Annotated in this window: 12 protein-coding genes; 11 read left to right on the forward strand and 1 reads right to left on the reverse strand. The window is 67.5% G+C overall.

The window, feature by feature from the left end:
* Window positions 1-22 precede the first annotated feature (22 nt).
* From ectB to AKI39_RS08465, 4 genes are all read left to right on the forward strand, one after another.
* Entirely contained in the window at window positions 23-1,330 is a 1,308-nt protein-coding gene (gene ectB / locus AKI39_RS08450; RefSeq protein WP_066634444.1) for a diaminobutyrate--2-oxoglutarate transaminase, read from the forward strand.
* Entirely contained in the window at window positions 1,327-1,725 is a 399-nt protein-coding gene (locus AKI39_RS08455) for an ectoine synthase (RefSeq protein WP_066634446.1), read from the forward strand. Before ectB ends, AKI39_RS08455 begins: the two co-directional genes overlap by 4 nt.
* A gap of 26 nt (window positions 1,726-1,751) precedes the next feature.
* Window positions 1,752-2,675, forward strand: coding sequence for an ectoine hydroxylase (gene thpD, locus AKI39_RS08460; RefSeq protein ID WP_066634448.1), 924 nt, complete (start codon window positions 1,752-1,754; stop codon window positions 2,673-2,675).
* A gap of 122 nt (window positions 2,676-2,797) precedes the next feature.
* A complete protein-coding gene (locus tag AKI39_RS08465; protein WP_066634450.1) occupies window positions 2,798-3,676 on the forward strand; it encodes an MOSC domain-containing protein in 879 nt (292 codons plus the stop codon).
* 44 nt (window positions 3,677-3,720) lie between these two features.
* Here the strand turns inward: AKI39_RS08465 and sugE are convergent, their stop codons facing one another.
* Window positions 3,721-4,038 carry a quaternary ammonium compound efflux SMR transporter SugE gene (gene sugE / locus AKI39_RS08470; RefSeq protein WP_066634451.1) on the reverse strand — a complete coding sequence of 106 codons (318 nt, stop codon included), beginning with the start codon at window positions 4,036-4,038 and terminating at the stop codon, window positions 3,721-3,723.
* Window positions 4,039-4,158: 120 nt separating this feature from the next.
* Here sugE and AKI39_RS08475 point away from each other — a divergent pair, with 120 nt between their 5' ends.
* The 7 genes from AKI39_RS08475 (at window position 4,159) to AKI39_RS08505 (ending at window position 12,494) form a co-directional block, all read left to right on the forward strand.
* A complete protein-coding gene (locus AKI39_RS08475; protein WP_066642506.1) occupies window positions 4,159-5,205 on the forward strand; it encodes a CDP-6-deoxy-delta-3,4-glucoseen reductase in 1,047 nt (348 codons plus the stop codon).
* A gap of 171 nt (window positions 5,206-5,376) precedes the next feature.
* The gene (locus tag AKI39_RS08480; protein WP_066634452.1) at window positions 5,377-6,633 is read left to right on the forward strand and encodes a D-amino acid dehydrogenase; all 1,257 of its coding nucleotides are present in this window, start codon (window positions 5,377-5,379) and stop codon (window positions 6,631-6,633) included.
* 4 nt (window positions 6,634-6,637) lie between these two features.
* Window positions 6,638-7,978, forward strand: coding sequence for an extracellular solute-binding protein (locus AKI39_RS08485; RefSeq protein WP_066634453.1), 1,341 nt, complete (start codon window positions 6,638-6,640; stop codon window positions 7,976-7,978).
* A 191-nt stretch (window positions 7,979-8,169) separates the two neighbouring features.
* Window positions 8,170-9,087, forward strand: a complete 918-nt coding sequence (locus tag AKI39_RS08490) for a TcpQ domain-containing protein (protein ID WP_066634454.1) — start codon at window positions 8,170-8,172, stop codon at window positions 9,085-9,087.
* A complete protein-coding gene (locus AKI39_RS08495; RefSeq protein ID WP_162493859.1) occupies window positions 9,084-10,709 on the forward strand; it encodes a hypothetical protein in 1,626 nt (541 codons plus the stop codon). The genes AKI39_RS08490 and AKI39_RS08495 overlap by 4 nt, the downstream gene beginning before the upstream one ends.
* A gap of 2 nt (window positions 10,710-10,711) precedes the next feature.
* Complete coding sequence (locus AKI39_RS08500; protein WP_066634456.1) at window positions 10,712-12,019, forward strand: type 4b pilus protein PilO2; 1,308 nt, start codon at window positions 10,712-10,714, stop codon at window positions 12,017-12,019.
* Window positions 12,006-12,494 carry a hypothetical protein gene (locus AKI39_RS08505; protein ID WP_066634458.1) on the forward strand — a complete coding sequence of 163 codons (489 nt, stop codon included), beginning with the start codon at window positions 12,006-12,008 and terminating at the stop codon, window positions 12,492-12,494. Before AKI39_RS08500 ends, AKI39_RS08505 begins: the two co-directional genes overlap by 14 nt.
* The last annotated feature ends 54 nt before the right edge of the window (window positions 12,495-12,548 follow it).

The raw sequence follows: 12,548 nt of genomic DNA on the forward strand, positions 1-12,548 counted from the left end.
CACCCCGTAAGGAGAAAACGATATGGACTTGAAAATCTTCGATCGCATGGAGTCGGAAGTACGCGGCTACATACGTTCCTTCCCGGTGATTTTCAGCCAGGCGCGCGGCTCGTTGCTGATCGACGAGGAGGGGACCGAATACATCGATTTCTTCAGCGGCGCCGGCACGCTGAACTACGGGCACAACAACCCCCTGTTCAAGTCCCGGTTGATCGATTACCTGGCTTCCGATGGCGTCGTGCATGGCCTGGACATGGCCACCAGCGCCAAGAAGCACTTCCTGGAAACGGTGGACCGCGTGCTGCTGAAGCCGCGCAAGTGGCAGTACACGCTGCAGTTCACCGGCCCCACGGGGACCAACGCCGTCGAGGCGGCGCTGAAAATCGCCCGCCAGGTCAAGGGGCGCTCCAACATCATTTCGTTCACGCACGCCTTCCACGGCGTCAGCGGCGGTTCACTGCAGGCCACGGCCAATGCCAAGTTCCGCGATGCGGCCGGCTACGCGCTGGGCAACACCACCTTCATGCCCTATGACGGCTATTTCGGGGCCGACGTGGACACCATGGCTTACCTGGAACGCATGCTGGACGACCCTAGCAGCGGCACGGACAAGCCCGCCGCGGTCATCGTCGAAACCGTGCAGGGCGAGGGCGGCGTCAACGTCGCCACGCTGCGTTGGCTGAAGGAGCTGGAAAAAGTCTGCCGCCGCCACGACATGTTGCTCATCGTCGACGACATCCAGGTCGGCTGCGGCCGCACCGGCAATTTCTTCAGCTTCGAAACCGCGGGCATCAGCCCGGACATCATCACGCTTTCCAAATCGCTGTCCGGCTTCGGCCTGCCCATGTCGCTGGTGCTGATGAAGCCCGAACTGGACATCTGGAAACCGGGCGCGCACAGCGGGACCTTCCGCGGCAACAACCTGGCCTTCGTCACCGCCGCGGCGGCGCTGGATACCTACTGGGCCGACCAGGCGTTCTCGCGTGAGGTCGTGCGCAAGGAACGGCTGGTGCGCGACTGGCTGGAAAACCTGGCGCACAGCTATCCCGGCAGCGGCCTGGTCGTGCGCGGCCGCGGCCTGATCCAGGGCCTGGTGACGGCCAGCCAGCCGGAACTGGCCAATCGCATCGCCCGCAAGGCCTTCGAGCGCGGCATCGTCATCGAAACGTCCGGTGCCCATGACGAAGTACTCAAGCTGCTGCCGGCGCTCACCATCGAAGACGAACTGCTCAAGCGGGGCCTCGACGCCATCGAGGCCAGTGTGGCCGAAGTGCTGGCCGAAACCGGGCAATCCGCCCGCATCCTGAAATTCGGAGGAAAACGCCAATGATCGTACGCAACGTAAACGACGTGATCGGAACCAAGGACGAGGTGCGCACGGACACGTGGATGAGCCGCCGCGTGCTGCTCAAGAAAGACGGCATGGGGTTCTCATTCCACGAGACCACCATCTTCCCCGGCACGCGCACGCATATCCATTACCGCAACCACCTGGAAGCCGTGTGGTGCATCGAGGGCGACGGTTCGCTGGAAACCATCGCCGACGGCAAGCGCTATGAACTCGGCCCGGGCGTGGTCTACGCGCTGAACGACAACGACGAGCACTGGCTGTGCGGGGGCGAAAAGCCGCTGCGTGTCATCTGCGTCTTCAATCCGCCGCTGACGGGGCAGGAAGTACATGACAAGAATGGCGTGTACCCCCTGCCGGAAAAGGAAGCGGCCTGAAGGCCACCCGGAATGGAGAAAACGTCATGATTTCACCCGCCAAGGACCGATACGCGTCACGCACCGATCGCAGCGCGGGGATCGTCGCCCGCCACGACCCGGTCGTCTACGGGGAAGGCCGCTATGCCGATGCCCTGTCGCCGGAGCAAATCCACGCCTACGACCGCGATGGTTTCCTGATGCTGGAGAACCTGCTTCCGCCAGCGCAGGTGGATGCGTTGATCGCCGAGATCTCGCGCATGTCGCGCGACCCCGCCATCGTGCGGCGCGAGGAGTCCATCACCGAACCGGGCAGCAACGCGGTGCGGTCCATCTTCATGGTGCATCAGCTCAGTCCGCTGATCGCGCGCCTGGCGCGCGACCCGCGGCTGATCAACGTGGCGCGGCAGATCCTCGGCTCTGAGGTCTACATCCATCAATCGCGCGCCAACATGAAGCCGGGCTTCAAGGGCAAGGAATTCTATTGGCACTCGGATTTCGAGACCTGGCATGTCGAAGACGGCATGCCCGCCATGCGCGCGCTGAGCTGCTCGGTGCTGCTGACCGACAACAACGCCTGCAATGGTCCGCTGATGCTGGTGCCCGGTTCGCACCGGCAATTCATCTCCTGCATCGGCGAAACGCCCCAGGACCACTACAAGCAGTCCTTGAAGAAGCAGGAATACGGCGTCCCCGATCCCGTCAGCCTGCAGCTGCTGGTGGAGCAGGGCGGCATCCAGGCAATGACCGGCAGGGCCGGTTCGGTGGTGTTTTTCGATTGCAACACCATGCACGGGTCGAACAGCAATATCTCGCCCTGGCCCCGATCGAATGTGTTCATGGTCTACAACAGCGTGGATAACGCGCTGGGCGCGCCGAAATACGGCCTGGCGCCGCGGCCCGAGCACATTGCCGCCCGGGCCAGCTTCAAGGCCCTGACGCCGCTGGACGCGCTCAAGCTGGTCGACTGAGGCCGCCGCCATGGGCGGGTGGCCCGGCGCGGGACGTTGTCCACGTTGCGCGCCGGCGCCCGATGGGGCCGGGACAGGATTATTGCTATGCTTGCCGACTCCCTGCTTTCGTCCGTCCACCCATGTCCCTGTCCGTCCGCAGCCTGCACATCTATCCCGTCAAGTCCTGCGCGGGCATCGACCTGGAGGCGTCGCCCATCGATGGCGCGGGACTGGCATACGATCGCCGCTGGCTGGTTGCGGCCGGCGGGAATTTCCTGACCCAGCGCACGCTACCGGCCATGGCGCGGGTGCGCACCGCACTGACCCCCACGCATCTGCAGTTGCGCGCGCCGGACATGCCGCTGCTGGAAGTGCCGCTGGACGGTTCAGGCCTGGCCGATCGCGAGGCGCCCGTTACCGTATGGCGCGATACTTTTCCCGCCCGTGCGGAGAGCGACGCCGCCGGCCAGTGGTTCAGCGCCTTCCTGGGCCTGTCCTGCCGCCTGTACAAAGTGGATATCGCCGCCGCGCGGCGTGCCGTCAGCCCGGACTGGATTGGCCGCTGGCGTGCCGGCCACGCCGATCTGGCGGCCGGATTCGAAGGCGACCCGCTGTTCGGATTTGCCGACGGCTACCCCCTGCTGGTGGCCAATCAAGCCTCGCTGGACGACCTGAACGCGCAACTGCGGGCAAAGGGGCGCGCGCCGGTGCCGATGGACCGCTTCCGCCCGAACATCGTGCTGGCCGGCGACGCGCTGGCGGCATACGAAGAGGATCACGCGGCCCTGCTCGCGCGCGGCGACGACATACGCCTGGCCCTGGTGAAGCCGTGTACGCGGTGCAGCATTCCGGACGTGGACCAGGCCACCGGGCAGCGGGGCGACGAGCCCGGCCTGACGCTGACGGCCACGCGCAGCGCCGAAGTAGGCGTCGTGTTCGGCCAGAACGCTATCGCCGATGCCCGTCCCGGCGCGGCCCTGCGGGTGGGCGACGCGATCTCGGTGGAGTGGGATTTCTAGGGGCGGCCACGAGCTAACTTCCGGCTTCGAGCTTCCGGCTTCGGCTAGGCGGCCGACAGCTTCAGTCCCACCAGTCCCGTGACGATCAGCGCGACGCTGGCCAGGCGCAGCCAGCCCAGTCCTTCGCCGAACAGGATGACGCCGGCGATGAAGGCGCCCACCGTTCCGATCCCCACCCATACCGCGTAGGCCGTACCCAGGGGCAGGGTGCGCATGGCGATCGCCAGCAGCCAGACGCTGGCCACCATGCCCAGGATGGTGATGGCGGACGGGACGATGCGGGTGAAGCCGTCGGTGTACTTCAGGCCGACCGCCCAGACGATTTCACACAAACCCGCGGCGAACAGAATGACCCACGTCATGAACGACCTTCCGGCGCACTGAGGGGATGGCAGTCCCGGCTGCGCCTGTCCCGGGACGGCAAAAATTATAGAATGTCCGATTCCGTCCCGCCGCGGACCCGTCACCGCTATCGCCGCGCCATGAGTTTCCAGGTCACCCTTACGCCCACCCAACACCAGTTCCAGGTCGAAGACGGTCAAACCGTACTCGATGCCGCGCTGGCCGCAGGCTTCGTCCTGCCCTACAGCTGCCGCAGCGGCGCGTGTTCCACCTGCAAGGGCAAGGTCCTGTCGGGGCAGTACGATGCGGGCCCCTATCCGGCGCAGATCCTGGCCCCCGAGGAACTGGCCGCCGGCTATACCCTGCTGTGCCAGGCCCGGCCCGCGTCCGACCTGCTGGTGGAGTCGGCCGAAGTCCGGCTGGCCAGCGATATCCAGATCCGCAAGTTGCCGGTCCGCGTGCAGACCATCGAGCGCGTGGTGCCGGACGTGGCGGTCCTCAAGCTGCAGCTGCCCGCCTCGGAAACCTTCCGTTTTCATGCCGGGCAGTACGTCGAGCTGATACTCAAGGAAGGCCGGCGCCGCAGCTACTCCATGGCGACCCCGCCGCACGCCGGCGGCCCGCTGGAACTGCATATCCGCCACATGCCCGGCGGCCACTTCACGGACCACGTGTTCGGCGCCGGCGCCACGCAGATGAAAGAGCGGGAAATCCTGCGCATCGAGGGGCCCTTCGGGTCCTTCTTCCTGCGCGAGGACAGCGACAAGCCCATCGTGCTGCTGGCCAGCGGCACCGGCTTCGCCCCGATCAAGGCCATCGTCGAACACATGATCCACAAGCAGATCAGCCGGCCGGTTTCGCTGTATTGGGGCGGGCGCCGCCCGCGCGACCTGTACATGGACGGACTGGCCGCCTCGTGGGCCGCCGGCGTGCCGCAGTTCCGCTACATCCCCGTCATCTCCGACGGCTTGCCGGAAGACGGCTGGACCGGGCGGACGGGTTTCGTGCACGAGGCCGTCATGCGCGATTTGCCCGATCTTTCCGGTTATCAGGTGTATGCTTGCGGCGCCCCGGTCATGGTCGATGCGGCGCGGCGGGAATTCACCGCGCAGTGCAGCTTGCCGGCCGACGCGTTCTACGCCGACGCCTTTACGTCGGAGGCCGACCTGGCGAAGGCGCGTCCTTGATATCGGCGAATTGACATAGCAGCTTACAAGCAGACGGATGGTGATGCTTTTCAACGCTGGCGCTGCGCGACCGGCGATGCGGGGCAAGGTAAACTCCCGTCCCAGGATTTCAAAGGGATTTGACGCATGCGGCTGCGGTCAGCCGCGTCCGTACCCAGGAGCTTGGCGCGAATGAGAATAGCGGTATTGGGAGCCGGCATCATCGGCATTTCCTCGGCGTGGTGGCTGCGCCAGGCCGGACATGACGTCGTGGTCATGGACCGGCGCACCGGTCCCGCCCAGGAAACCAGTCTCGCCAACGGCGCCCAGATATCGGTTTCGTATGCCGAGCCCTGGGCCAATCCGCAAGCGCCCCTGAAGCTGCTGAAGTGGCTGTTCCACGAAGATGCCCCGCTGCTGTTCCGCCCCCAGCTGGACTGGCGCCAGTGGGCATGGGGCCTGGCGTTCCTGCGCGAATGCCTGCCGGGCCGTCTCGCCCCCAACATCCGCGCCATGGTGCGCATGGCGGAATACAGCCGCACCACCTTGCGCACGATGCGCGCCGAACTGGGCATCGAATACGATCACCTGGAACGCGGCATCCTGAATTTCTATCGCGACGCCCATGAATTCGAGCTCTCGCAGAAGGCGGCCGGCGTCATGCGCGACTTCGGCGTGGAGCGCCGCATCCTGACCGCCGACGAAGTGGTGGCGGTGGAGCCGGCCCTGGCCTCGCAGCGCAACCGCATCGTCGGCGGCGACTTCACGCCCGAGGACGAAAGCGGCGACGTGCATCTGTTCAGCGTCGCCCTGGCCGAGCGCTGTGCCGCGGCTGGTGTCGAATTCCGCTATTCCACGCAGGCGACCCGCCTGGTATCCACGGGCGGCCGGGTCGACGCGGTCGAAGTCATGGGGCCGGAAGGCGTTTACGGCCAGGTCCCGGCCGATGCCTTCGTCGTCGCCATGGGCAGTTATACGCCGCTGCTGGTGCGCCCGCTGGGCGTGCCATGCAACGTCTATCCCGCCAAGGGCTATTCGGCCACCTTCCCCATCGTGGACCCCGCGGCCGCGCCCACGGTCAGCCTGACCGACAGCAGCCACAAGGTGGTTTTTTCGCGGCTGGGCAACCGCCTGCGCATGGCAGGTACGGCCGAACTCGCGGGTTATTCCCGCGCATTGAACCCGCAACGCTGCGAGGCCATGACGCGCCTGGCACGCGATCTCTTTCCCGGCGCGCTCGACTTCGAACGCGTCGCTTACTGGTCGGGCCTGCGTCCGTCCACTCCGTCGAACGTGCCCCTGATCGGCCGAACCCGCATTTCCAACCTGTATTTGAATACAGGCCACGGAACGCTGGGATGGACCATGGGGGTGGGTTCGGGCCGGGCTCTGGCCGATCTGCTCAGCGGACGCGCGCCGGAACCGGAGTTTCCTTTCCTCGGCATGTAGACCTATGAAGAACTTGCATGAAGCGGGCCTGTCCCGCGCAATCCGCGCCACCGGGCGCGTCTGGATCTTCGGCGCCGCGTTGATGGCGGCGGGCGTGGCGCATGCGGCGCCGGTACAGATCCAGGTCTGGCACACCCTGACCAACGCCAACAAGGCCGAATTCGAAAAACTGGTCAAGCAGTACAACAAAGAACAGAACGACGTGGAAGTCACGCTGCGCGACTTCACCACGCCGCAGGCGCTGCAGCAGGCCGCGGTGGCCGCCGTCGCCGCCAAGAAGACACCCAACCTGGTGCAGTTGCAGGACAACCATTCGCCGGAAGTCGTGGCCGAATACAAGTCCATCAAGCCGCTGTACGAACTGCTGGCCAAGTATCCGATCAAGGATGCGACCTGGTTCCTGCCGTCCACCACCAGCTTCACGCGCGACAGCAAGGGGCGCCTGCTGGCCTTCCCCTACATGGCGGAAATCCCCGTCATGTTCTACAACATGGCGCTGTACAAAAAGGCCGGCCTGAACCCCAACCAGCCGGCGCGCACCTGGCAGGACCTGCAGGGTGAGCTGCTGAAGCTGCGCGATGCGGCCGACGTGGAATGCCCCTATGCCTCCGGGGACCAGGTCCAGGTCCATCTGGAAAACCTCGCGCCCATCAACAACCAGCTCTACACCAGCAACGGCAACGGCATCGAGGCGACCAAGGGCAAGCCCGCGCCGGCGTCGCTGCAGTTCGACACGCTGTACATGCGCCACGTTTCGCTGATGGCCACGTGGAAGCGTTCGCTGCTGCTGACCCAGCACACCAACGACGACACGCCGGACGCGTCCTTCGCCAAGGGGCAGTGCGGCGTGCTGACCGCCAGTTCGGGCGCGCTCGGCGAACTGCTCGCGGCCAAGAACCTGAGCTTCGGCGTCGCGCCCCTGCCGTACTATGACCAGGCCACCAAGACGCCCGGCAAGCCCTTTGTCAGTGGCTCGGCGCTGTGGGCGATGGAAGGCCATCCCACGGTACAGGACAAGGCCACCGTGGATTTCCTGGCCTGGCTGTCCAAGCCCGTGATCGCGGCCGAATGGCACCAGAGCACGGGCTACCTGCCCCTGACCGAAGCGGCTTTCCGCGCGTCGGAAGTGTCCTTCTACAGCCGTATCCCGGGCGCCCAGGCCGTCGTGGCGAGCATGCGCGCGCAGCCGACGGTGACGGCGCGCGGCTTTCGTGTGAACAATTACGATCGCATCGAACCCGTTCTCAGCCGCGAGCTGGACGAAGCCTTCGACGGCAAGACGCCGCCCGTTGCGGCGCTGACCAACGCCATCGACCAGGCGCGCGCGATCGCCCAGCAACGCTGATCGCCACGGCGTTCCTCAGGTCCGGAGCCGGCGGGTACATCCCGCCGGTTTTTTTTTATCCGCGGCGCGGGCCGGGACATGGACGGTGTGACGTCCGCGTCCCTGCGTAGATGTGCGTCTTGTTGGGCGGTCCAGCCATGGGCACCATGACTGGGTCGCGCCACTGTCGGCGCGCATTGCGGGGATCCGGCATGCACCGATTGTTCAAGACGCTCTTCCTCCTGCCGTGGCTGTCGGCCTGCGCACCGCCCTGGACGCCCGGCGGTGGAATGGGCAGGGGGCCGCAGGACTGGGACACCGGGCCCCATGCGGGTCCGCATGCGGCGCGGGCGCACGATTTCAACTGGCGCCTGTCCGGCGATCGCCAGGTCGCGCCGCTGCAGGTCTTCGATGATGGCCGCCATACCTGGCTGCAGTTCGCACCGGGACAAGTCATGCCTGCTCTGTTCATCGAGCACAACGGCGTCGAGCGGCCCGCAGCCTACGTGCGGCAGGAACCTTATGCCATCTTGCAAGGGAAATGGTCCGCCGTGGTGATGCGGGGCGGTTCCCTCCAGGCGCGCGCGGATTACCTGGGCGCCGGGGGGCATGTGGCCGCGACGGCGTCGCCAACGGCTCCCGCGACCGTGCCGATGCCCTCATCGGGGACGGCCTCATCCGCGTCGGCGCCGTTGTCCGCTCCCTTGTCCTCGCCGGTGTCCATGGCGGGCGCTGCGGCAGGCGCTGCACCGAACATGCGTGCCGCGGTGTTCCCCGGGGCCGGGCCGCAGGGACGCGGCGCCCCGCAGGCGGCGGCCGGCTCGGCCAACGCACGCTTGTACCGGGCCGGGCCGGCCGATGAAAACATGCGGCGCGCGCTGGCGCGTTGGGCAGGGCTGGCGGGCTGGACCTTCCAGCCCGAGCACTGGGCCGTGGACGTGGATATTCCGCTGTCCGGCAGCGCCGATTTCTCCGACGACTTCAAGCGGTCGGTGCGTGCGCTCGTCGCGGCGACGGAGCTGGGCGAGCGCCCACTACAGCCCTGCTTCTATGCCAACCAGGTCTTGCGCGTCATCCCCTTGTCCCAGGCTTGCGACCGTACCGCCGTGCGGCCGGGGGCATCGATATGATGCGGTCGCGCTTCGCCAGCGGGCGCATCGTCCGCCAGGCCGCCATGCTGGCCTTGGCCATGGCCAGTCCCGCCTGCGTCGCACCCGAGCGCCTCGCGGCGATACAGGATCGCGCCGATCTTACGCAGGCGCGCAGCGAGGCGGCGCACGCCGGTTTTTCACGCTCCCTGTCGGGCGGCGCGTCCAATCTGGCCTTGCAGGACGTCGCCAAGCCGTGGCTTGCCGGCCGCGCACGGCCCCTGGCGCGCGAGGTCACACTGCCCGCGGCCTTGCGCAAGGACGTCGACACCACCTTGATGTTCGCCGGCGGGCAGGCAGACCTCTCCGTGCTGGCGGACCGTATCGCCCGCGCCACGGGGATAGGCGTCAAGGTGCGGCCGGACGCCTTGCTGCCCGCGGACCTGTTCCTGCCGCGGCTGGCGGTGTCCAGCGGCGGCGGCACGCCGTTGCCGGCGCGCGCCGCCCTGCCGGATGGGGCGCAGCCCTTGCCGCGCGTGCTGGACGCACTGGCATGGCGGCTGGGCGTTTATTGGCGCTATGCGGACGGCGCGATCGAGTTCTATCGCACGGAAACCCGTGTCTTCGATGTCCGCGCGCTGACCCTGAACGCGCGCGCGGATGCGCGGCTGGGACGCGCCTCGCGATCGGGCGACGAAGGTTTCGAAAACGCCTCCAACACAACCTTGTCCAGCGGCGAGCATGACGCAATGGCCTCGGTGCGCGCGCGTATCGAGCCCTTTCTGACGCGTGCCGGAACGGTCACGGCAGCGCCGGGCGCGGGCAGCTCCATCGTCATCAACGATACCCGCGATGCGCTGGAGAACGTGGCACGCTTCCTGGAACGCGAAAACAAGGCGCTGACGCGGCGCGTGCGCCTGGTCTTCGAGGAAATCACCGTGCTTGCAAAGGACCAGGCGAAGGCAGGCATCGATTGGAACCTGCTCTATCACGGCGCGCGCGCCGCGGTATCGGCCGCGTCGGCGGGCATGGGCGCCGCGATACCCGGGAAGGCGTCCGCGTCGTTGAGCGACGGCGTGTTCGGCGGTACCGAGGCCCTGCTCGCGGCGCTGAGCGAGATCGGTACGATCGTGCGCCACAGCAGCGTGCCGGTACTCACCTTGAATCGCCGCCCGGTCACGCATGCGGTGCGGACGACGTTTTCCTATGTGGATCAGATACAGGGCGGTGTGTCGGCGCCGGTGTCGTCCGGCCATGCGCTCCATACCGGCCTGTTGCCCGCCGTGTCGATCAACCAGAAACGCGAAACGGTCGGCTCTTTTCTTACCCTGGTGCCCGACGCGCAGGAAGACGGCCAGATCCTGCTGTCCATCGCGTATGACAACACCGTGGCGCAGCCGCTCAAAAGCCTGACCTTCGGCAGGCCGGACAACCCCCTCGAGGTGCAGCAGATCACCATCGACGGCAAGGGGATGGTGCAGCAAGTGGAGCTGCGCGCGGGCCAGCCAATGATCATCTCCGGCTTCGAGCGCCGCGACGACCAATTCGACCGGCGCCGCCTCACGCCGGGTGCCCCTTATGCGCTGGGGGGCAGCGACCGGGCGTCCACCGAGCGCGCCACCACGCTCGTCGTCGTGACGGCACAGGTAGAGGAGGGTTTTTGATCATGGCCAAGCCGATAACGGACCAGACGCTGCCCCAGGCCCTTGGCGATCACTTCCTGCTGCCCATGCGCGACGGCGCGGTGCTGGTATTCGGCCTGACCTGGTTTCCCTTGATCGGCAGCCGCATGGACATGCTGGCGCGCCGCAAGGCAAGGGAAAGCCGCGCGACGCATTATGTCCATGGCGGCGCGGGTACCGCCGCGGTCGGGTGCGCCCGCCTGCGCGGACGCGCGAAGGCCTGTTATGCCGCCGCGCAGGTGTTCGCCGCGTCGCATGCGCAGGGCACGGCCGCAGGCCTGCTGCCGCTGGATGACGGCCGGGTATGGCTGGTCGCTTCGCGCAATGGTTCCGTCATGGCGCGTGGCGACCGCCTCCATGCCAACGAAGCCGCGGCGCGCGCAGCGCTGGCCGAGCTGGATGCCTTGTATCCGGGCCTGGCCGAGCAGGCCCGGCACCTGTCGGTGGACGAGCTCGGCGCCGCGATCGATCCCGCCGCGTGCCTGTGGCGGGCCGGTACGCTGCTGTCACAGCTGCCGCTGCCGGTGCAGGGAACCGTCCTGCTGGTCGTGCTGGCCCTGCTGGCGCCGCCCGCGTGGCGCGCCTGGCAGCGCGCCATCCCTTCGCCGTCGCCGGCTCGCGTCGATCCGGCGCAAGCCTGGCGCGATGCGCTGGCCAGGGCGGTCGCCTCGGTGCGCATCCACGACGCCGATCAACTCGGCCGCGTATTCGGCACGCTGCGTACCTTGCCGGTCGCGTTGCAGGGCTGGGCCATGCAGTCCGCGCGTTGCCGCCCGGACGGCGCGGCCTGGGCCTGTTCCGCGCGCTACACCAGGACCGCGCCTGGCGCCACCAACCGCGCATTGGCGCAGCATTTGCCCGCCACCGTGCGCCCCAGCTTCACCACGCTGGACGAGGCGCACCTCCTATGGCGCGTCGAAGGCCGGGCCCGCACGCTCCGACCGGAGATACTGCGGGATGCCGCGCAAACGGATATCGATTTCGCCAGCACGTTGCAGGCCATCCGCCCGGCGTTTGCCCGCATCGCGCTCGGCGTTCCGGCCGCGCTCGCGGTCTCGCCGCCGCGCGACGAAAGCGGCAGCCCGCTGCCGGCGCCGGCGGATCTGCCCCGCATGCGCCAGCGCAACGTGGTCCTCCAGGGCCCGCTGCGCTCCTTTGCCTTGTTCGCCAGCCCGCGAGCGGTCGCGTCATGGACGGCCATCGGCCTGGAACTGCATGGCGACCGCCGTCCGGACATTGCCCACAGCCCATTGATGGCACAGCTTGAAGGAACCGTGTATGAACGCGAATGACCCGCGCCGGCAGCGCCTGCGCCGCGCGGTGGCCATGATGGCCATCGCTGCAAGCTGTGCCGCCCGGGCACAGGGGGATGCCGGTGCCGTTCCGCCCGACGCCGCCGCGGCGCCAGGATGGCCTGACGCGGATATCGTCGACCAACTGCTGCGCCGGGAAACCCGTGCGGCGCTGGCCGAACACGCGCATCGTCGTGGCGCGCCGCCTGATCCGCCGGCGCGAACGGAATCCCGCGCGGCGGCCCAGGCGCAGCCGGATCGCATCGACCTGGCCGCGATCTACGGCATCGGCAAGCGGCTGGACGTCGAAGTCCTGGTGAATGGCCAGCGCCTGCGCTACCGCCATGGCCGCAAATGGCCGGAAGAGTCACCCGACGGCGAAGGGGCCTACGCGCTGCGCGGCATCCATGGCAGCTGCATCCTGCTCGACAGCCCAGGCGGCAATCGCCGCGCCTGCCTGTCGCGTGGCGACTAGGGGCCGCCATGCTGGTACGACGATTCTCAAGGGCCTGGTCCACGCGGACGCCGG

The sequence above is a fragment of the Bordetella sp. H567 genome (assembly GCF_001704295.1).
Lineage (GTDB): Bacteria > Pseudomonadota > Gammaproteobacteria > Burkholderiales > Burkholderiaceae_B > Bordetella_C.

What these genes read in the sequence shown, in the direction of transcription:
- ectB (WP_066634444.1), top strand. Translation starts at nt 23, where the DNA reads ATGGACTTGAAAATCTTCGATCGCATGGAGTCGGAAGTACGCGGCTAC.
- AKI39_RS08455 (WP_066634446.1), top strand. Translation starts at nt 1,327, where the DNA reads ATGATCGTACGCAACGTAAACGACGTGATCGGAACCAAGGACGAGGTG.
- thpD (WP_066634448.1), top strand. Translation starts at nt 1,752, where the DNA reads ATGATTTCACCCGCCAAGGACCGATACGCGTCACGCACCGATCGCAGC.
- AKI39_RS08465 (WP_066634450.1), top strand. Translation starts at nt 2,798, where the DNA reads ATGTCCCTGTCCGTCCGCAGCCTGCACATCTATCCCGTCAAGTCCTGC.
- sugE (WP_066634451.1), bottom strand. Translation starts at nt 4,038, where the DNA reads ATGACGTGGGTCATTCTGTTCGCCGCGGGTTTGTGTGAAATCGTCTGG.
- AKI39_RS08475 (WP_066642506.1), top strand. Translation starts at nt 4,159, where the DNA reads ATGAGTTTCCAGGTCACCCTTACGCCCACCCAACACCAGTTCCAGGTC.
- AKI39_RS08480 (WP_066634452.1), top strand. Translation starts at nt 5,377, where the DNA reads ATGAGAATAGCGGTATTGGGAGCCGGCATCATCGGCATTTCCTCGGCG.
- AKI39_RS08485 (WP_066634453.1), top strand. Translation starts at nt 6,638, where the DNA reads ATGAAGAACTTGCATGAAGCGGGCCTGTCCCGCGCAATCCGCGCCACC.
- AKI39_RS08490 (WP_066634454.1), top strand. Translation starts at nt 8,170, where the DNA reads ATGCACCGATTGTTCAAGACGCTCTTCCTCCTGCCGTGGCTGTCGGCC.
- AKI39_RS08495 (WP_162493859.1), top strand. Translation starts at nt 9,084, where the DNA reads ATGATGCGGTCGCGCTTCGCCAGCGGGCGCATCGTCCGCCAGGCCGCC.
- AKI39_RS08500 (WP_066634456.1), top strand. Translation starts at nt 10,712, where the DNA reads ATGGCCAAGCCGATAACGGACCAGACGCTGCCCCAGGCCCTTGGCGAT.
- AKI39_RS08505 (WP_066634458.1), top strand. Translation starts at nt 12,006, where the DNA reads ATGAACGCGAATGACCCGCGCCGGCAGCGCCTGCGCCGCGCGGTGGCC.